The sequence below is a fragment of the Clostridium sp. CM039 genome (genome assembly GCF_055081075.1).
Genome location: NZ_CM143649.1, coordinates 3,415,693 through 3,436,448 on the forward strand (window position 1 = coordinate 3,415,693; position 20,756 = coordinate 3,436,448).

22 protein-coding genes and 1 pseudogene are annotated in these 20,756 nt (G+C 29.5%); 20 read left to right on the forward strand and 3 right to left on the reverse strand.

What is annotated here, in order from left to right; genetic code table 11:
- Positions 1 to 35 precede the first annotated feature (35 nt).
- From ACWJJ2_RS16035 to ACWJJ2_RS16105, 15 genes and pseudogenes are all read left to right on the forward strand, one after another.
- Positions 36 to 1,229, forward strand: a complete 1,194-nt coding sequence (locus tag ACWJJ2_RS16035; protein ID WP_462953511.1) for a glycosyltransferase family 4 protein — start codon at positions 36 to 38, stop codon at positions 1,227 to 1,229.
- A gap of 233 nt (positions 1,230 to 1,462) precedes the next feature.
- Complete coding sequence (locus ACWJJ2_RS16040; protein ID WP_462953512.1) at positions 1,463 to 2,656, forward strand: polysaccharide pyruvyl transferase family protein; 1,194 nt, start codon at positions 1,463 to 1,465, stop codon at positions 2,654 to 2,656.
- Between the two features lie 4 nt (positions 2,657 to 2,660).
- Complete coding sequence (locus tag ACWJJ2_RS16045; protein WP_462953513.1) at positions 2,661 to 3,851, forward strand: Coenzyme F420 hydrogenase/dehydrogenase, beta subunit C-terminal domain; 1,191 nt, start codon at positions 2,661 to 2,663, stop codon at positions 3,849 to 3,851.
- Positions 3,852 to 3,874: 23 nt separating this feature from the next.
- Positions 3,875 to 4,942: a glycosyltransferase family 2 protein gene (locus ACWJJ2_RS16050; protein ID WP_462953514.1), complete on the forward strand. Its 1,068-nt coding sequence runs from the start codon at positions 3,875 to 3,877 to the stop codon at positions 4,940 to 4,942.
- Between the two features lie 647 nt (positions 4,943 to 5,589).
- Positions 5,590 to 6,666, forward strand: a complete 1,077-nt coding sequence (locus tag ACWJJ2_RS16055) for a polysaccharide pyruvyl transferase family protein (protein WP_462953515.1) — start codon at positions 5,590 to 5,592, stop codon at positions 6,664 to 6,666.
- Between the two features lie 19 nt (positions 6,667 to 6,685).
- Complete coding sequence (locus ACWJJ2_RS16060) at positions 6,686 to 8,158, forward strand: lipid II flippase MurJ (protein WP_462953516.1); 1,473 nt, start codon at positions 6,686 to 6,688, stop codon at positions 8,156 to 8,158.
- 613 nt (positions 8,159 to 8,771) lie between these two features.
- A complete protein-coding gene (locus ACWJJ2_RS16065; RefSeq protein ID WP_462953517.1) occupies positions 8,772 to 9,002 on the forward strand; it encodes a hypothetical protein in 231 nt (76 codons plus the stop codon).
- Positions 9,003 to 9,347: 345 nt separating this feature from the next.
- Positions 9,348 to 10,445 (forward strand): EpsG family protein, encoded by a 1,098-nt coding sequence (locus tag ACWJJ2_RS16070; protein ID WP_462953518.1) that lies wholly within the window; start codon positions 9,348 to 9,350, stop codon positions 10,443 to 10,445.
- A gap of 41 nt (positions 10,446 to 10,486) precedes the next feature.
- Positions 10,487 to 10,852: a sugar nucleotide-binding protein gene (locus tag ACWJJ2_RS16075; RefSeq protein ID WP_462954351.1), complete on the forward strand. Its 366-nt coding sequence runs from the start codon at positions 10,487 to 10,489 to the stop codon at positions 10,850 to 10,852.
- Positions 10,853 to 12,088, forward strand: a complete 1,236-nt coding sequence (locus tag ACWJJ2_RS16080; RefSeq protein WP_462953519.1) for a glycoside hydrolase family 5 protein — start codon at positions 10,853 to 10,855, stop codon at positions 12,086 to 12,088. It abuts the gene before it with no gap.
- Positions 12,089 to 12,143: 55 nt separating this feature from the next.
- Complete coding sequence (locus ACWJJ2_RS16085) at positions 12,144 to 12,311, forward strand: hypothetical protein (protein WP_462953520.1); 168 nt, start codon at positions 12,144 to 12,146, stop codon at positions 12,309 to 12,311.
- Between the two features lie 92 nt (positions 12,312 to 12,403).
- On the forward strand, positions 12,404 to 13,318 hold the full coding sequence (gene galU, locus ACWJJ2_RS16090; RefSeq protein ID WP_462953521.1) for a UTP--glucose-1-phosphate uridylyltransferase GalU: 915 nt from the start codon (positions 12,404 to 12,406) through the stop codon (positions 13,316 to 13,318).
- A 366-nt stretch (positions 13,319 to 13,684) separates the two neighbouring features.
- Positions 13,685 to 13,804, forward strand: coding sequence for a VanZ family protein (locus ACWJJ2_RS16095; protein ID WP_462953522.1), 120 nt, complete (start codon positions 13,685 to 13,687; stop codon positions 13,802 to 13,804).
- Between the two features lie 238 nt (positions 13,805 to 14,042).
- A complete protein-coding gene (locus ACWJJ2_RS16100) occupies positions 14,043 to 15,503 on the forward strand; it encodes an IS1182 family transposase (protein ID WP_462952569.1) in 1,461 nt (486 codons plus the stop codon).
- Positions 15,504 to 15,729: 226 nt separating this feature from the next.
- Positions 15,730 to 15,837 (forward strand): annotated as a pseudogene (locus ACWJJ2_RS16105) (UTP--glucose-1-phosphate uridylyltransferase); the annotation flags it as partial.
- 45 nt (positions 15,838 to 15,882) lie between these two features.
- Here the strand turns inward: ACWJJ2_RS16105 and ACWJJ2_RS16110 are convergent.
- Positions 15,883 to 16,020: a hypothetical protein gene (locus tag ACWJJ2_RS16110; RefSeq protein WP_462953523.1), complete on the reverse strand. Its 138-nt coding sequence runs from the start codon at positions 16,018 to 16,020 to the stop codon at positions 15,883 to 15,885.
- 270 nt (positions 16,021 to 16,290) lie between these two features.
- On the opposite strand from ACWJJ2_RS16110, the gene ACWJJ2_RS16115 reads away from it, so the two are divergent.
- Positions 16,291 to 16,485, forward strand: a complete 195-nt coding sequence (locus ACWJJ2_RS16115) for a hypothetical protein (protein ID WP_462953524.1) — start codon at positions 16,291 to 16,293, stop codon at positions 16,483 to 16,485.
- A 38-nt stretch (positions 16,486 to 16,523) separates the two neighbouring features.
- Here the strand turns inward: ACWJJ2_RS16115 and ACWJJ2_RS16120 are convergent, their stop codons facing one another.
- Both ACWJJ2_RS16120 and ACWJJ2_RS16125 read right to left on the reverse strand, forming a co-directional pair.
- Positions 16,524 to 16,943, reverse strand: coding sequence for a hypothetical protein (locus tag ACWJJ2_RS16120; protein ID WP_462953525.1), 420 nt, complete (start codon positions 16,941 to 16,943; stop codon positions 16,524 to 16,526).
- A 198-nt stretch (positions 16,944 to 17,141) separates the two neighbouring features.
- Positions 17,142 to 17,666, reverse strand: coding sequence for a hypothetical protein (locus ACWJJ2_RS16125; protein ID WP_220319851.1), 525 nt, complete (start codon positions 17,664 to 17,666; stop codon positions 17,142 to 17,144).
- A 408-nt stretch (positions 17,667 to 18,074) separates the two neighbouring features.
- Between ACWJJ2_RS16125 and ACWJJ2_RS16130 the strand changes: the two genes are divergently transcribed.
- The 4 genes from ACWJJ2_RS16130 (at position 18,075) to ACWJJ2_RS16145 (ending at position 20,715) form a co-directional block, all read left to right on the forward strand.
- Positions 18,075 to 18,248, forward strand: a complete 174-nt coding sequence (locus ACWJJ2_RS16130; RefSeq protein WP_462953526.1) for a hypothetical protein — start codon at positions 18,075 to 18,077, stop codon at positions 18,246 to 18,248.
- A 184-nt stretch (positions 18,249 to 18,432) separates the two neighbouring features.
- A complete protein-coding gene (locus tag ACWJJ2_RS16135; RefSeq protein ID WP_462953527.1) occupies positions 18,433 to 18,822 on the forward strand; it encodes an RNA polymerase sigma factor in 390 nt (129 codons plus the stop codon).
- 113 nt (positions 18,823 to 18,935) lie between these two features.
- On the forward strand, positions 18,936 to 20,126 hold the full coding sequence (locus ACWJJ2_RS16140; RefSeq protein ID WP_462953528.1) for a DnaD domain-containing protein: 1,191 nt from the start codon (positions 18,936 to 18,938) through the stop codon (positions 20,124 to 20,126).
- Positions 20,127 to 20,181: 55 nt separating this feature from the next.
- Entirely contained in the window at positions 20,182 to 20,715 is a 534-nt protein-coding gene (locus ACWJJ2_RS16145; RefSeq protein ID WP_220320144.1) for a sigma-70 family RNA polymerase sigma factor, read from the forward strand.
- Positions 20,716 to 20,756 lie beyond the last annotated feature (41 nt).

Genomic DNA, 20,756 nt, shown 5'->3' on the forward strand with positions numbered 1-20,756 from the left:
ATTATCACTAGTTAAGATATGTTAGGAGGCAATTCATGAAAAAAAGAAGAATTCTTCATATAACTCAATCAAATGGGGGGGTTGAGGAATATTTAAAAATGTTTTTTTCTCATATAGATAAAGAGCATTTTGAAGTGGAAATTATTTGTCCAAACTATCCGTCAATGATAGAAGAAATGGAGAAATTAGGTGTAAAAGTTCATGTTGTTAACATGAAAAGGAATATGTCATTATTTTTTGATTTAAAGGCTTATATAAAGATTAAAGGATATATAAAAAGCATTAATCCTGATATAATACATGTCCATAGTAGTAAAGCGGGGGTAATTGGAAGGATCGCTGCTGTTGGAAGTAAGGTTCCATGCGTTTATAATGCGCATGGGTGGTCATTTTCTATGGATACTAGTAAAATGAAAAAAACGATATATGCTTTTATTGAACGTATCTGTGCTAGATATACAGCAAAAATAATAAATATATCAGATGGTGAAAAAAAACTAGCTATTAAATATAAAATAGCAAAAGAAGATAAAATGATTACTATATATAATGGGATTGACTTAATTAAATATAATAGAATGTATATTAGAAATGATGTGTTATCAAAATTAAATATACCTCAAAATGCTTTTGTAATAGGAATGGTTGGAAGAATAACAAAACAAAAATCTCCGGAAACATTTATAAGCATAGCAGAAAAGATATCTCGTACATTTGAAAATGCTTATTTTATACTTGTTGGAGATGGGGATTTAAAAGAAGAAATACAAGGAATTATAGAAAAGAAAAAATTAAAAGACAAGGTTGTGATAACAGGATGGACAAATGAGGTAGCTAAATACATATCAATATTTGATATTGGGATTTTAACTTCAAAATGGGAAGGGTTTGGATTAGTGTTAGCTGAGTATATGGCAATGGGAAAACCTATAATAGCCTCAAATGTAGGTGGAATACCATATGTTGTTGAAGATGGTTTTAATGGAGAACTAATTGAAAATAATAATATAAACGATTTTGTGAATCACATTATTAAATTAAAAAACGACGTAACTTTATGTGAAAAATATATTACTAATGGATATGAAGTGGTTAATAATAAGTTTAATATAAAGAGAGTTGTGAAAGAGCATCAGGATTTATATATGGAAATTATTAAACAAAGGGATAAAAACAATTCATTTAAAAATGTAATGAAAACTACAAGTCAACAAAATAAAGCATTATAAAGAAGATTAGACTATGTTAAAGATTACGTTCAATAAAGAGTAATAGGTTTGTAAAATATATTCGCTGTTGAAGGGTAGTATATGATATACATAGAGAAAAGATAGAAAACGGGAACGGTTTGAGAACTAAAATTAGAAATTTGTCATAGCAATTCAAGTTGATAAGAAACTAAATATAATAGATTGTATGATAAAGTGAATTTATTTAAGCAAAGTAAAATAAAATAGATAGGATGGAGAAATATATGAAAAAATTAGGGATTGTATCTTGTTATTTCCAAAAAAATTATGGTAGCCAATTACAGGCTTATGCTACTCAGAAGTATTTTGATGAACTGAATATTGATAATGAAACTATTAATATAGCGGGGATCAGTAAAGAAATTACCTTATCAAAATTAAAGTTTTATCTTCGTAATATTACTGATCAAGATATGTTTAAAGGAAGAATGAATTCTGTAAAGCGTTCGCTGCAACGAAAATTTAAAAAAAGCACCTTTGGGAATCAGATTGCGACTAGAAACAGAATGTTTGAGGCATTTGGCAATCAATATTTTAAAGTATCTAGGCCGTATGATTCCAAGGATGAATTATCAAAAGCTTGTAAAGATTATTCAGCAATTATAGTTGGAAGTGACCAGTTGTGGACTCCAGCAAACATAGATGCTGATTATTATACTTTAACATTTGTTCCAGACAACGTGCCAAAAATTTCTTATGCGACCAGTTTTGGCGTTACATATCTTCCTGAATATCAGAAGGAAAAAGCTGAAAATTTTTTGAAAAGAATTGATTATATTTCTGTTAGAGAACAGACAGGCCAAAAAATAGTAGAACAGCTAGCAAATAGAAAATGTGAAGTGGTTTGTGACCCAACACTTTTATTTACTGCCGAGCAGTGGATGGATATCCAAAAAAATGAAAGAATCATTGATGAAAAATATATTTTTTGTTACTTCTTAGGGAATAATCCGGAGCAAAGGGCATTTGTTAAGAACCTTAAAGTAGCTACTGGGTTTAAGATAGTGGCTTTACTGCATAATGATGAGTACATAAAAAGCGATTGTGAATTTGCAGATATAGCCCCTTATGATGTAGGGCCAGGTGAGTTTGTAAATTTGATAAGAAATGCTGAATATGTATTTACGGATTCTTTTCATGGAAGTATTTTTTCGATACTGAACAGGAAATTATTTTTTACTTTTAGAAGATTCACTAAAAGTAATTCGGCATCGACAAATACTAGATTAGATACACTCCTTAGTCGTTTAGGATTGGAAGAACGATTATTAAAAGCAAATGAAGACGTTCCGAAATGTATGAAGATGCGGATTGACTATGATAAAGTGAATGAAAAACTTGAAGTATTTCGAAACGAATCCAAACAATTTATTTTAAATGCACTAGAAGAGATTCGGAGGAATTAAGGTAATGATTGAAATAACTAGAAAAGAAAATTGTAGTGGGTGTGGTTCATGCGCTAATATATGTCCTAAAAATTGCATTACTATGCAAATGGATAAAGAAGGTTTCTTATATCCAAAAGTAAATAAATCGGTCTGCATTAAGTGTAATATTTGTGAGCATAGTTGCCCAATTATTAACCCGACTTCTGAAGAAAAACATGATCAAAAAGCCTTTCTTATTCAGAGTAAGGATGATCAAATCAGAAGAGAAAGTACCTCTGGTGGAGCTTTTACTGCCATAGCTAATCATGTTTTAAGGCGTGGGGGGGTGGTTTTTGGTGCAGGGTTTGATGAGAATTATGTAGTAAAGCATACATATGTTGAAACAGAGGAAGATTTAAAGAAATTTCGAAACAGTAAATATGTCCAAAGCCAAATTGGAGATACATTTAGTAAAGCAAAGCATTTTTTGACTAACAATAGAATGGTTTGCTTTAGTGGTACTCCTTGTCAGATAGAAGGCCTTAAATGTTATCTTGGAAAAGAATATGATAATCTAATTACAGTAGATGTAGTTTGTCGTGCAGTTCCATCACCGTTGTTGTGGAAAAAGTATTTAGATATGAAGAAAGTGGAGATGGGTACTAAAATTAACAAGGTCATGTTTAGGGATAAACATTTCGGATATAAGTATTCTACAATGACCATCTGCTCAGATATGAAGGAGTATCATAGTGGGGTTGAGTCGGATCAATGGCTCAGAGCATTCTTTTCCGGTATTTGTGTCAGACCGTCATGTCACCAATGCAAATTTAAGAAAAGATATCGAATTAGTGATTTTACTATCTGGGATTGTTTTTCAGTAGATGTCTTTGATAAGGGCATGGATGATGATAAAGGAACTACCAGAATGATTATACACTCAGAAAAAGGAGAAAAACTTTTAGATTTACTTAAAGATGAAGTAATATCCTGTTCTATTGATGTAGATAAAGCAATTGATGGGGTGAAAGAAATGTTCTATCCGGTTGAGGTAAGTTATAAAAGAGAACAATTCATTGCGGATATGCAAAAGATGGATGGAAAAGATTTGTTAAATAAATATTTTTCGCAAACATTAAGGGTAAAGGCAGAACGATTTGCAAGACAAACTAGTTATCAATTAGGAATCTATAAGCAAATGAAAAAGATAGTAAAAATATTTTTAAAGAAGTAGTAGAATGTATTGGAGTGTATGAAATGGAAATTTTGGTAAGTGTTATTGTTCCGGTATATAATGTGCCGGAAAAGTATCTTAAAACCTGTATAGAAAGCTTAATGAAGCAGACAATGAAAGAAATAGAAATTATTATTGTTGATGATGGATCTAAAAATAATTTGGGTATGGTATGTGACATGTATGCCAAGAAGGACAATCGTATTAAAGTAGTACATAAAAAAAATGGTGGGGTTTCTTCTGCAAGAAATGCAGGATTAAAAATTATAACTGGAAAGTGGTTAATGTTTCTTGATTCAGATGATTGGATTGATTATGATACACTTGAGTATGTTGTTAACTATAGTGAAAACAATGATGTTGATATATTAGCATGGAATCATTATTATGAGACCTCAAGAGGACAAGTCAAAAGAGATGAAATATATCCAAGTCCATTAGTCAGGTATAATTCGAATTTTAATGATATGAAAATGCTTGCATTGGATACCGTTGCGCCAGAGTATGATAAACGAGTTAACAATACTTCTGTTGGAGCAATCAGAGGAGTATGGGCAAAACTTTACAAGACAGAATTGATTAAGAAAAATAAAATATTATTTAATGAAAAACTTGTTATATCAGAAGATGCATTTTTTAATTTGTGTTGTTTTGAAAAGGTAAATAGGGTTATAATGATTAACCGATATTTTAATCATTATAGAGTAGATAAATCGTCTGCTATTAGAAGTTATCATTTTAATATTTGTGATATTAATAGAAATATATTAGAGTCCTTTTATGCTTCCTTATATGAAAAAGATTATAGGGAAGCATTTGATTTATGTTATATGAGAATGGTTTGTTCTTGCATTGCAAGAAGTTTTGATTGCAAGTTTATTCACCGTGAGAATACAAATAGTTTGCAAAAAAAAATTCGTGAAATTAGACTAATGCTAAATGAGAGTATATACCAAACTGCCTTAAACAAACCGATTACGAGCTTTTTTAAGTTTGATGAAAAAATAATACTTTGGATGGCAAAAAAAAATAAGGCTTATTTATTGTTTACACTTTTTAAATTAAAAAGCATTATTGATTCTATATTTTAAAATTCAGTAATGAGTACAGGTAAATACAGTGATTTATGTAAATGTAAAGGATGATTTAAGCGATCAATTATCCCGGTATGCATTAGCGATATAGATGTTGGATACAAAACTATATTGTTATATGGTTAATCAAATATATTATGAAGAAGATATTTTCAGTGGGATAAAATCAGCTCCGTTTTATGTGATTTATAACAAAGCAGTAGAGTCCTATAAGAGTTCAATTAAGTAACAATATATTAGGTGTCGTGCCATATAAAATTTTTCTATTGAATTAAAATAACACGCAGATTTTTGTACCTGAGGTTCTTTGCGGTAACCCGTTAATTTTAATTGATTTTCAAATTTAGGATGAATTTTATATAGTGATGTGATCTATAGCTACTTTGAAAAGCAATCTAATGGCTATAAGATATATTGATTTGTTGGTAACTAGTGTATTAGTTAAGGCTCGTAGATAGAAATTTAGTGCAATGATTTCACTTAATTAATACTTTTTTTAATCTATGAGACAACCCGCATAACAAATATCAATCTCTTTCAAGGGACATATAGTTGGTCTTTAAACTTATTATATTTACTTGTTTAGAGAAGAATAATGGCCATATAACTTAATAGATAGGATACAAGGATAAGGGGATGAAATAATGAAGAAAATTTTAGTTACAGCATATTTAAAACGTAATTTTGGTGATGATTTATTTTTGAAAATACTTTTTGATAGATATAAAAACATTGAATGGTATGTATACACATCAGATAAAAAGTATCAAGAAATATTTTCAAAAGACATTAACTTAAAAGTGAAAAATATAATTACTAGAGAAATGCTTAGTATATTGAATTTAGATAGAATATATTACAGGTCATTTGATGCACTCATATATATTGGAGGTTCAATATTTATGCAAGGTGTAAATTCGAAAAGACAATATAAAAGGTGGGAAAGAAATTTAAAAATATTCAAAGGCAAACCTAAATATGTAATAGGTGCAAATTTTGGACCATTTGACAGAGAAGAGTTTAAACTGAAATATAATAAAATATTTACTCAATTAACAGATGTGTGTTTTAGAGATCAATATTCATATGATTTGTTTAAGAACTTGACAACAGTTAGAAAGGAACCAGACATAGTATTTCAGTTAAAAACAAAAGAGGTTGATAAGATAAAGGACACAGTAGGAATATCTGTTATAGATTTATCTAGCAGAGCTAAATTAAAAAATTATGAAAAAGAATATAGAGAAAAAATTGCAGAGATTGCTTGGAAATTTATAGAGAATGGGAAGGAAATTTATTTTTATTCTTTTTGTGAAGATCAAGGAGATTTAGCAGAAATCAATAAAATAATATCTTTAATAGACGATAAATATAAATACGCTATAAATGTTATCAATTATGATGGCGATATAGATAAATTTATTAATAAATTTAAATCAATGGAAAATATTATTGGAACTAGATTTCATGCTTGTATACTTTCCCAGGTATTTAATCAGGGATTATATCCAATTATCTATAGCGATAAGACATATAATGTATTAAAAGATATTGGATTAGATAATAATTTTAAATATATACAGAATATAAATGATTTAAAGTTTGAGGATATTAATAGAGTAATTAATAATAATAAAATGTTAAATAAATACATTTTAAAGGATTCAGAAAACCAGTTTAATATGTTAGATAAATTATTAGTCGATAATTTAAGTTTATAAATAAAAGAGAGTGTGGAAAATGAGTTCTAATAAAAATGCATATAGTCAACTATCTACAATGGTGTTGTTAACACTAATTACTCAAGCTATTATTTTAGTACAGATGTCAATCATAGCATCTAAATTTGGTGCTACAGTTCAAATGGATGCATATAATTTTGCTAATAGTATTGGAACTTTTATTTTTAGCTTTATTGGCACAGGAATTACTACTGTTTTAATTCCTGCAATTATTAATAAAAAGGATAGAAATACTATAAATAATTTTATATCTATTGTATACTTATTATCAATTTTAATTATGATTATAGTTATTTTAGGAATGAAATATATATTAACAACTTTTTCTATAGGGTCAGATGAATTTGTAATAATAACATGTAACGTAATGTTTATAACAATATTAAGTAGATTTTTTAATACAATACTTGGAGTTACCAATGCGATTTTTCAATGCAATGGAAAATATAATGTTCCTAAAGTATTGACTTTGCTAACAACAGTATTGTTAGCATTTCTTATACTAATAAATAAAGAATTAACTATTTATCAATATGTATTATATATTTTAATTACTAGTTTAATAAATACAATTCTGCAGATATATCTTGCAGTCAAAGGTGGGTTTAAGTATAAGTTAATTGTTAAATTAAAGGATAAAGATTTAATTCCAATGTTTAAAGTTTTTTTGCCTACAGTTTTTAGTTCGGGGTTATATCAAATATCTTTATTGATTGATTCTATGATTGCGTCTAGACTAGGGGAGGGGCAGATATCTACACTTACATATTCTAGTAATATAATGTCGATGATAAATATGCTTTTAGTAGCAAATCTTATAACTTATATTTATCCCAAAATAACAGAGAGTATAAAAAAATCAGATAGTCAAAGGCGCCTTTTTGATTATTTTATATTATTTAATTGTATTATGCTATTAGTAGTTTCAGGATTTATAGTAGTAGGTAAAGAAGGGATCGCATTACTGTATCAAAGAGGTAATTTTGATACTTCACTAACTACTATAGTTTATTTATGCGGTATTTCATTTATGATAGGTTTACCTATGAATGTTATGAGAGATGTAACTTATAGATATTTTTATGCTAAAGGTGACACCAAAAAAACATTTTATAATAGTGTAAGTGCAAGTATTATTAATATTGTATTTAGTGTAATCTTATCAAAATTTATTGGAATATATGGAATAGCAATAGGGACATCAATTGCGGCGATATTCTCTTTTATTAGTATTATAATTAGGTTCAAGAAATGTTATGGTATGAACTTTTCTAAGAAAAATTTATTTATAGAAAACAGCAAAGTCTTAGTATCAGCTTCAATATCAACTATAATAACGTTAATCATAAAAAATAAATTTCCGATATATAACAATTTAGCGGCGCTAATTGTGTATGGTATTATGGTTATAGTAATCTATGTCGTAGTTTTGTTTTTGGCTCGAGCAAAAGTATATAAAGTAAAATTATAAAAATACTGAGAAGGGGGAAGTTATAAAAAGTTTGCCTACTTTCTAATTTGGCATGTCGCAGCGTGTTTGCTGAGCAGATAGGCTGAACTTTATTAGTTAAGATGGATGTGTTCACATTTAGGCAGGTAGGCCTATCAAGAGAAACCTGTACTATCATATTAAATAGGTAAGTTCAAATATATGGGAACACAAGGGAGATAAGCTATAGTGCGAGTGGCATATTAATCCATAGAAGTGATTAACTTTAGCCAATGAAAACGGGTAACTGTATGTAGGCAAAAACTAAGAGGACATTGTGAAGAAGCTATTATTAGAGCGGTCATAATGAGGTATAGAGTACCAAAAGTATCTATGCTTGCAAATGACGAAGCAAAGCAATGTTGCGATTCAAAGCTGTGAATGTATTATAGAAAATAATCTAGGTTAAAACACTAAGGTATAGTTGTAATTGGTGATGACGAATCTACTGCAAATATAGTCCGTACTAAACAGAGTAGCTAAGATAGATATATTGTCGAAAGGCTAGAGCAGTAAAACTAACATGTACAGTAGATTCCAATTGGCTCAAAATTATTACCGAAGCCTATAGAATTAAACAGGGAATATTATATAAATGGTGAGTATTTCTTATATAGGAGCTAGTGGAAATTTGAATATAAGTTTCCAAGCGCAATTCTTAGATAAAATATGTAATCAAGTTTCTATTACAACAGCAACAACTAAAAAAATAGGATCAATTACTAATCAATCGAATTATATCTTTCGAGATAAAGATAGCATAGCTCTACTGGGTATGGATAATGTAAACTTTGTATTGTTTTTCCATTGTTTGATGTGGGAATAGTTTTTTTCCTTACAGAGGTATTTTTAGGTCTGTCTTAATTGAGCTTAAGTTAACATTATAAGGACAATAATACAAATGGAAGCAAGCTAGACGAAATAAATATAAGTTTTGTTAGTTTCCAGTTGGATCTGATACAGCACCAATACTGTTTAAACAATATGTAGAAAAATGAAAAAATAGTAAATATTCGGGTTTGCAAAGTATATTTGGAGAATGCCGAACAGCGTGAGTAATTAATTGAAATAAAAAATTAAAATAGATATAATAGAGTCAAATGAAATAATTTCCATTATTTTTTTTATTAAAAAAAAAACAGTAAGAACCATCAATAAATGGGGGGCTAATATGGTATTTTATTTAGCGAATATATTCATTGTTATGTGTTATGGTATTTTCTCAAGTTTATATGCAACAAGTAAATATGGAAATAAAAAGAAAAGTAACAAGATTTTTATAATTATAACTTGTATTCATCTTGGTTTAATTATGGCTTTAAGGTGTACAAGCGTTGGGACTGATACAGAACTATATAGTAATTTATTTAAACAAATATATTATACAAATGATATATTTAATGTTACAAAATCAGCGCCATTATATGCAGTCTATAATAAGGCTGTTTCGCTTTTATTTAATAATTCCCAGTGGATAACAGTTTTTAATAGCATAATTATAATTGCTGGTGTAGGATCATTTATATATAAAAATTCATCGAATGTAGTAATGTCAGTTTATTATTATATTACCCTATATTTTTATTTTAAAAGTTTTAATATTTCAAGACAATTTATAGCTGTGGTTTTAATTGCAAATTCATATTACTATTTAAAAAACAATAACATAAAAAAATTCCTAGCGCTTGTTATTACAGCTATATTGGTACACAATACTGCAATTGTAGCCTTATTATTATATCCATTAAAGAAAATAAGATGGTCTAATTTAAAAATATATATACTAGCTATTATAACTACAATTGCAATGTTTTTATATGACAAAGTGCTAAATATATTTTTAGTTTTATTCCCAAGGTATTCAATATACCTTAATGATGGAATAGTTTCTATATCAGATACAGGCCAAGGCAGGAAAGTAATTGTTACATTACTCTATCTGTCAATTGTTATATTATGTATGATTATTTTAAAGTATAAAAAGCATATTGATTTTCCAGTTAAAGATGAATTATATCTTTTGTCTGCAATACTGACAATAGCAGTGGTGATAGGGATTGTATTCTACAATAATTTATTAATAAGTCGTATTGAAATATATTTTTCTTTGTTTATTATTATTTATATACCTTTAATTATTAGTAATTCTGGAAGAGTGAAGCACATCCTATATTATGCTCTAACGATTATAACTGCTATTCCTATGCTAGTTCAACTAAATGATAATATATCAGGTGTTTTACCATATAGGTTTTTTTGGTTTAATTAACAATTAGAACAGAAAGAGGTGAATGAACTATTAAAACATTAATTACAGGAGCTAATTGTCAGCTAGGTAGAGAGGTAGCTAGGCAATATAAAGAGAAAAAGGGAATTGATTTAATAATTACGGGCAAATTGAGTTTAGAAATAGCAAACGGTAATGAGGTATATAGTTGTGCAAATGAAAATAAACCAGATGTAATTATAAACCGTGCTGCACTTACAGCTGTCGATAAGAGTGAGACAGAAATATATATGACGCATAAGATAAATACAATAGGATCTAAAAACTTAGCAGCAGTATCAAAACGATATGAATGTTTAGTGCTTAGAAATTATATGTTGGAATTAACTACAGGGGATGCTACTCGAGACTGGAAGGAAGCTTTGAGAGAACATTTGGGTGATAATTAGATGAAAAAGGTATCTATCACATTATGTGCTATTTTGATGGTATTCATCTTTTGTACGTTAATTAAAACTGGTATTGAATCAAATGAGAAGAGCTTTGAAGTTGATAGTATTCCTGTTGTGGGCAATGAAGTGCAAAATTCAATAGGTGTAAATATACATTTTGTAAATTCTAAACTTAATGAAACAAAAAAAATTTATAATGCGGGGTTCAAAACTGTACGGATGGATATTTTTTGGAGGAATATAGAGAAAAGTAGAGGAGTTTATGATTTTTCAAAATATGATAAACTTGTGGATGAAATGAATAAAAATAAAATGAATATTCTCTTTATATTAGATTATAGTAATGTACTATATGATAATGGATTAGCTCCTTATTCAGAACAAGGAAGGCAAGCATTTGCTGATTTTGCAAGGGAAGCTGTGAAACATTATAAAGGAAAGTCTATAATGTGGGAAATATGGAATGAGCCAAATAAAAGATCTTGGACACCTAAGATTAGTGTAGAGAATTATTATAAACTTGCAATGGATACTATAACTGCAATAAGGTTTGCAGATAGTAACGCATTTATAGTTGCACCTGCGGTGGCTAGTATGGATTACAAGTATTTAGGGTATTTAGGTGAAAGCAACTTTTTTAAATATATAGATGCTGTAAGTGTACATCCGTATAGACAACGTAATCCTGAAACAGTTATTGGCGATTATAATAAAATAAAGGATCTAATAAACAAATACCCGCATAAAGAAGGTATACAACTATTTTGTGGTGAGTGGGGATATTCAACCACTTGGCAAGCATTAGATGAAACAAAGCAAGCTCAATACTGTGTCAGGGAATATTTAACTAACTTAATGTGTGGAATAAATTTAACTATTTGGTATGATTGGAAGGACGATGGTGTTGACAAAAAAAATGCTGAGCATAATTTTGGATGTGTTTATAATGATTTAGAACCTAAAGACGCTTATAATGCCATTACAACATTAACTACTGTTCTTAAAAATTATAAATTTGTAAAAAGGATAAATAATGGACAGGATTCTGATTATATTCTTATGTTTAAAAAAGCAGATAAGGTAGCCTATGCATTATGGACAACAGGAAAAAGGCATACAATAAATATTGAGCTACTTAGTAATAAGACTAAGGCGGTAGATTTTAACGGTAGAATTGTAAAAAATATATATAGTATAAGTCAAAGTGTTATTTATATTATTGATTCAGATTAGTATTTAGATTAAGGAGAGCCACTTGCAAGGCTACTCTGGGAATTAGTAACAGAGATTGTCCGATTTACTTCCAAACCCTGTAAGGAATCAGACCGTTGCGATAAAATGGTATATACGAAAGCTGGGAGACGATGGGACTTTTGATGCAGATTTAGAGTGTAAGAAGTTGGAAGAATGTGAAAAAAATAGAGATAAAAAATTTGGGGATGGCCAGAGGGGATAACTACGAAGCTTATAGAAGTAGCAAGCTCGTCGGCGGCGCTCCTCAGTAGGGTGACGGGTACTTGGTTAAAAATGTGAAAAGGAGAGATTTATATGAGAGTTAAAAAAGCTATTATACCAGCAGCAGGACTTGGAACGAGGTTTCTACCTGCCACAAAGGCATTACCTAAAGAGATGTTACCTATAGTTGATAAGCCTACGATGCAATATATTATAGAGGAAGCTGTTGCTGCAGGTATAGAAGAAATATTAATTATTACAGGAAGAAATAAAAAGTCTATTGAAGATCACTTTGATAAATCAGTGGAATTAGAATTAGAATTAGAAAATAAACATAAAGATGACATGCTTAAGCAGGTTAGAGATATATCGAACATGGTAAATATACACTTTATAAGACAAAAGGAACCTAAAGGACTGGGACATGCTATAAATTGTGCCAGAACATTTGTAGGCAATGAACCTTTTGCTGTCATGCTAGGTGATGATATAGTTGATGCTAAAACTCCGTGTTTAAAGCAACTTATAGATTGTTATGACGAGAAACAAGTATCAATATTAGGGGTTCAAGAAGTAGCTAAGGCAAATGTTGATAAATATGGAATAGTTGATGGAATTCAAATTAGTGATAGAGTATACAAGGTAAATAACCTTGTTGAAAAACCACAAGTAGATGTAGCACCTTCAAATGTAGCCATACTTGGTAGATACATAATAACTCCTGAGATATTTGATATATTAGATAACACGAAACCTGGTAAAGGTGGGGAAATTCAGTTAACGGATGCTCTAAAGACGTTAATATCTCAGCAAGATATGTATGCATACATATTTGAAGGACGTAGATATGATGTAGGGGATAAATTAGGGTTTCTTGAGGCAACAGTAGAGTTTGCTTTAAAAAGAGATGGGTTAAAAGTTCCATTCATGGAGTATCTTCAAACTTTAAAGCATAATGATAACTTTAGTAATTTATACGAAGAAATAGCTTGTAGTAATGAAAAGTAGTTAGTGAGAGAAATTGGGTCACTTCATGACCCGCTACGGCAACGGATATGTGTAGGAATGATTAGTGGTTTGAGAAGGAGTAACAAAATGCATAGAATTTTATCTTAGATAGCTGTTATTCTTTGGGTGGCGCTTATTTTTAAGTCATGCCAGCTGAGCTTTGGAATAACAAAGATTGATATAAAAGCAATAAAGAAAGCTAATCCTAATACTAAAATTAATAATAAAATTTGATTACTTAGTAGGGAAAATGCCCACTTCTTTGTTTATTTAGTTCTTGGCACACTAATGATAAATGCATTAAGAAGAAATACAGCGTGTAGTATTTGATTACTTATTTGTATCCTTTTTGCCATAGGTGATGAAGTGCACCAAGTTTTTGTGCCTGGAAGGGGAGCTCATGTTAAGGATGTCATTATTGATAGTGCTGGGGCTGCTATGAAACTAGAAATGTATCTAATAAAAAATAAAATAAATATCCGTTAGGCTATAATTTTTATAATGTGACCTATTGAGTAGGCATTGATATGCTCCCCCTAAAGTAGACAGATTAAAAAATAAAAATCTGTCTACTTTAAGGGAGGCCACTGAAAAACTATATAAAAAAATCGTCATCTAATTAAAGATGGCGATTTTTTTATATAAAAGACTAAAAAACAAAAAGGAATTTTAAAAGATATGTCGAATTAGTATAGTAGAATAAAATAAAAGGGGCTAAACTATTATGCTAAAAGGACAATTGGAAATAAAAATAAATACATACCATAGCTTATATTCGTTAATTATTCCGAAAGATAACATTTTAAAGCAAATTAATGACCTTGTTGACTTTTCATTTGTTTATGACGAATTGATGATTAACTATAGTTCATCTATGGGTAGAGGTGCTATTAACCCCATAATGCTATTTAAATATTTACTTTTGAAAGTAATATATGAATTGTCTGATGAAGATGTTGTTGAAAGAACTCTTTATGACATGTCCTTTAAATATTTTCTAAATTTAGCCCCAGAAGAAACAAATTTAATAAACTCAAGTACACTAACTAAATTTAGAAAGCTTCGCCTTAAAGACATGAATTTATTGGATTTATTAATAAACAAGACTGTAGAACTTGCTATAAAAGAGGGAGTTTTAAAAAGTAAAGCAATAATAGTTGATGCTACGCATACCAAGTCACGTTATAACCAAAAGTCAGCAAGCGAGGAATTATTGAAACGTGCAAAAAACTTAAGAAAAACATTGTACGGAGTACATCCTGGTATTAAAGAAGAGTTACCTAATAAAGTTACAACTGGAGTACTTGAAGATATTCTTGAGTACTGCAAATTATTAATTGATACCATAAATGAGAAGCCAGAAACTGCAGCAAATCCAGCTGTGAAAACTAAATTAAACTACTTAATGGAAGCTATTAATGATGACTTAGAAAATCTAAAAATATCAAAAGATGAGGATGCAAAAGTGGGGCATAAAACTGAGGATAGTTCTTTTTTTGGATATAAATCACACCTTGCTATGAGTGAAGAACGTTTAATTACAGCAGCTGTTATTACAACTGGCGAAAAAAGTGATGGAAAGGAGCTCATAACCTTAATAGAAAAAAGCCGTGAGGCTGGTATAGATGTAAATGAAGTAATTGGAGATACAGCTTATTCTGAAAAGAAAAACCTAGAATATACAAAAGAAAATAAAATTGCATTAATTTCAAGACTAAATCCTGTAATTTCACAAGGAATGCGAAAAAAAGAAGATGAATTTGAGTTTAATAAAGATGCTGGTTTATTTGTATGTCCGGCAGGTCATATGGCTATTAAAAAAGCAAAACAGGGAAAGAAGAATGTTGGTAAAAATCAAGTGCTAACCTACTATTTTAATGTAGAAAAGTGTAAAAATTGTGTTCATAAAGATGGGTGTTATAAAGAAGGCGCTAAATCTAAAACTTATTCAGTTTCAATAAAGTCAAATACTCACAAAGATCAAATAGAGTTCGAAAAAAGTGAATATTTTAAAAAACGAGCTAGGGAACGTTATATGATAGAGGCTAAAAACAGTGAACTTAAGCACCAACATAGCTATGATGTAGCAATATCGTCAGGCTTAATTAGTATGCAAATTCAAGGTGCATTATCAATCTTCACTGTGAATCTAAAGAGAATAATTAAGTTGAAAAGCATGAAATAGGGCTTTTAAAACTTAATTATAAAATAAAAAGCATGAGATATCCAAAATATGAATATCTCATGCTTTTTCTATTCAAGCTTGAAAACTCTACTAAATAAAGAGTGCTTTTTTCAGCGGCCTCCTTTAAGGGGAGCATTTTTGTGTCTAGAAGGACTATATATATAGGAAGAAAAGTCAGGAAGACCGAGGAATAAAGAGCTTTCAATAGAGCGAAAGTATAACGTCAGAAAAACTACAAGTAGAGGTACCACCATCAATTGTAGCTATACTTGGTAGATATATAATAACTACAGATATATTTGACATATTAGATAATACGAGGCCTGGTAAAGGCACTTATTTAAGTGTTTAAGAGATTTACTAAGACAAAAGGCCTAAGTTAATTATTTTTACATTTATACTCGTTATGGTTAATATCTGGCATTACAGGAGTATCCTTACCTGCTGCATGCATTAAGCTACCTAATAAAATATACATAATAGATAATATAATTGAAATAATTATAAATTTAAGCATAAAGTCAACATCCTTTCCTATTAATAATAATTAATATGTTTTTTTCATTTAGAATTATATAGATTATATGTTTTAATGTTAGCAAATATTCTACTATATATATTCTTCTTTCTAAATTATATCCAAACAAGGTATTAATAAACAAAAGATACTCGAATGTATTAGCAATAAAGTTTGTCCTATTTCACTTCCAAACGCTGTTAGCAACCAACAAACGGATTCCTTCGTTCATCCATTTGTTGGAAAGGAGTTGTGTCAGTCGCCTAGTTTATGGGAACACATAAACTGGGGATGCGGAAGCTAGGCGAAGATGGAACATCAGTCATTTATGGTAGATATATAATTTCAAAAAATGAAAAAAGGAAAGAGAACATGGATTTCATAGAAGATTATAAAATTAATACACAAAAAGAAAAAGAAATTCTATTAGGTCTTAAATATAATGTCGTTAAATCCATAGGATAACTTGCGGTAATCTCCTATGGATAGTAAATACCTAAAAACTAATAATAGTTTAAATGTATAACATCCTCAAAGTTATTTCCATATAGAAAAACAAAGGTTTTAGGTACATATATGAACACTAATTTTCTATCATCTTTTACTTCGGGTGTAACAACTACGGACCACTTTGAAGCATCACCATGTTCTGAAACGTTTGTATTAACTCCGCTATCAGCATAAGGTGTAAAATGGGTAGCACTTTTAGGAACCCAAAAGAATACACGGTAATGAGGCCAGTGATCCTTTCCTATAATATAATCATAATGTGGTGTTCCTCGTTTCTCATTTGATGTTTCATTATCTAGTGTTATATTTGTAGCAATAACATTTTGGATATTAGTTAGAGGTAGAAAACTAAAAAATAACAATGTTATCAACGACAACATCACAATTAGTAATGAATTTTTTTTAGAAGCCAATAATAACATCTCCATAATTTCTCAGAATTTATCCTTAGTATTCTACAAAAGTCATTCTTATATACAGAGGTTCAACATAAATAACAGCACAGTTCATTTTGTTTTCACTGAATATATATGCATCTACTATGTTTTGTGTGGAGTTTGGGATTATGTATTCAGAATATAAAAAAAAGCTCTCCTATTCGGAGGGCTTTTCTATATGATAAATTTATTTATAAAATCATCAACTACAAGAATGGTATCAGATGTATTAATATTCTTGATATTTATTTTAATTTTTTCATTGCTGAAAATTAAAGTTTTGTTTGTTTCAGAGGTTGTTTCTTCTTTAATTAAATAGCCTGTTATATAGTTGCTGTTTTTAAGATAGCTATGTAGGTATATGCTTTCTTCATATAAATCTATAATAATAATGCCATGATTAATCACATCAATGTGTTTTTTTACTTCTCCATCAATAACAGTATATTTTTGTAAAGGAGTTAAACTCCCATCCTGGGTATAGCCCTTATATAAGAAGTAACTATTTTTTACCTCACTGCTAAATCCATCAGAGATTATTAAGTTTAATCTACTGTCCAGTTTTTTTAAATAATCATTGCTAAGTAAATATGATTCAATGTTTTTGCAATATTTAAGTTGTTTGTTAACTTTAGAAGTAAAAAGAAATTTTTTTAAAAAATCAAATTTTGCATACTGATATACAGTTTGTTCACTCACACTAATTCGCCCCTATCATTCATATTATGCAAAAGTATAAATAAATTTTTGCTTTAAAATTGCATAAAATTCTATATATATTTATATATTGACTTATTTCTCATATAAAAATATATTTTCCAAGTATTATTTTATAATAATTATTATACAATTCACATAATTTTATGTCAATCAAATTTGCGACCTTGTAGAGATAATTCAAGTTCAATCTCTTTCCATTGGAATAAATACAAAATTAAGTAAACAATTACAAAAAAATGCTTGACGAATATACATTCGTAGTATAACATTAATATTAGGTTAACAATATGGGGGGGAGATTAAAATGCATGTGTTTAAGAAGTAATGAAATTAATTTATGAAAAAAATGGGTATTAAAACTATAAATAATCACGAGGGGGATATATTATGACCGAGCAAGTTAAATGTCCGATTTGTAGGAGAAGATTATTTGATATAGAGGGAGATGCAACAGGAGTAATAGATATAAAGTGCATACAGTGTAAACAAGTTGCACAGATGAGATTAGACAAGCCAAATTACAATAACCTAAAAAAACTAGATTCATGTGTTTCGAGCTAAAAGGAGTCTAAAAGAACTACCTAAGAGCCGAACAATTGCTTTTAACAAAGCTTTTGTACGGCTCTTATTTTTTTTTATTCAAAGTGCCGGATGATTGCTAATAAAAGCAATTATTCGGCTATTTTTTTTGCTCTTTTAGGGGATTCTATCTGAATTTTAAAAAGATTAAAGGAGAGATGTAATAATGGTCATTAAGTATGAATTTGTAACAGGAGAAATAGCGGAGATTGAGTTATCAAAGGATATTGCGGAGATTGCAATAGAAATTGGAAGAGAAACTTATAACAATGAACGAAGAGAAACACGTAGACACAATTCATTAGAGAAGAAGAAGGAACAAGGGTTTCAATTTGAAGATAACAGTGTAGCTGTTGATATCATAGTTGAAAAAAAAGAAACAAGTAAAGCATTACATAATGCTTTGGAAAAACTGTTACCACAGCAGAAAGTATTAGTACAAAAGGTGTTTTTTCAAGATATATCAATTACTCAAATCGCTCGTGCTGAAGGAGTGAATGAAGCATCTATAAGAACCCGTCTTAAAAAAATTTATAAGAAACTTAAAAATATTTAATATTAGGGGACTCGGATTTGCAATTCTCGTGGCTATTATATATAGGGCTTAATTAAAAGGTGCTAATAGTGTAGATTTGCAGGGACACTAGATATATTAAGGAGGATTAACTAATGGCTAAATACAGACAGATTTATACAGAATTTTGGAGTGATAGCTTTGTGTTTGAACTTACACCAGAGGAAAAATACTTTTATTTATATCTTATTTCAAATACCAAAACAACGCAGTGTGGTATTTATGAAATATCAAAGAAATTTATAGCTACAGAAACTGGGTACAACAGAGATACTGTAGATAAGCTAATTAAAAGATTCTGTGAGTATAACAAAATCTTATACTGTGATGATACGAAAGAGATTATGCTGTTAAATTGGATGAAATACAACGTACCTAACAATATAAACGCTATTAAATGTGTTCATCACGAGTTATCCAGGGTTAAAAATAAAGAATTTCTTAAAATTTTATTTAAAAAATGTGATGTAGCTCAATTAGATGTAGCGAAAATTTTCGAGAACCTCATTATAGAGGAATCTTTTGATATTAATTTTACTGATGATAGAACTTCTGTAAATTGCTACTTAGAAAAAGTGGACAATCATCCCATAAATCTTACTTTAGAAAGAAGCTCTGATGTAATTCCCATGGAAAATATAGAAGACCAAGATAATAATGATTTTCTGAAAAAGGAAGAAATTCAGGAGCCACGTGAATTCATAATTAACAAGGATATTAGTAGGGGCTTACAAGGCCCTTATAAGGGGCTACCAAGTAATAGAATAAGAAGTAATAAAGAAGAATTAATAAATAAAGAACAAGAATTAAGGAATAAAGAAGAAGAAGCAGTGACTAAAGAAGAAGCATTAACTAAAGAAGAAGCAGTGACTAAAAAAGCAATAGTCATAAAATATAGAAAAAATTCTGCTGCTGATGCTGATGGTGAGGGCTTAAAAAGTGTACTTAAGGTATTTGAAGAAAATGTACATGCTATCACGCCTTTGGTGTATGAAAAAATATTAGATTTTGCAAAGCAGGTAAGTAGCAAAGTTATCATTATGGCTATTGATGAGGCTGTAGAATATAATGCTAAAACTATAAAGTACATCACTAAAGTACTCAATAGCTGGATAAGTAAAGGCATAAAAACTGCTGAGCAGGTAAAATTCTATCAAAAACAGTGGGCTAGTAAAAAGAGTGGCAGCTCAAGCCCTAATGTGAAAAATGGTGGCTTCTGCGACTATGAGCAAAGAACATATGATTTCGATCTTCTAGAAAAACAGCTATTAGGACAAGCATACTGATTAGTTTTCTTTTAATATTCTCGATATAAAAAATTTAAAAGGCGGTGTTTTTATTATGGAAAAACTAGTTGAAAAGGCTAAAAATAAAGAGAGTGGAGCTACAGAAGCGATAATAGAAAAATTCAAATATCTCATATTCAAGGAATCTTCAAGGTATCACATTCCAGGTTATGAACTAGAAGATTTAGTGCAGCATGGTTACCTTTCTGTTATAAAAGCCATAGACATGTATAAGCTAGGCAGCAACAGCTTTAACGGCTACTGCATAAATTCTATAAGAATGAACTTCAAAGCCCTTCTAAAAGGACAGATAAAGCATTTTAGAGAAGTTCCAAACAATGAAATGCTAGATTTTGATACTGCAGGGCATTATGAATTTACCTTAGAGGATGAAGTAATTGCCTATGATGAAGTGAAAAAATTATATGTAGCTCTCGAAACGCTTGAGCCATTAGAGCGAAAAATGCTAGAGAGATATTATATTTTAGGAGATTCAATAGGAGAAATAGCCTGTGATAGTGATAAAAGCTACCATCAATTTGCAAGAATTAAGAAAAAAGCATTACAAAAACTCAAAGCGCTTATGTAGCTCTAGAGGAGATGATTTAACTGGCAAGAAAAATGCTAAGA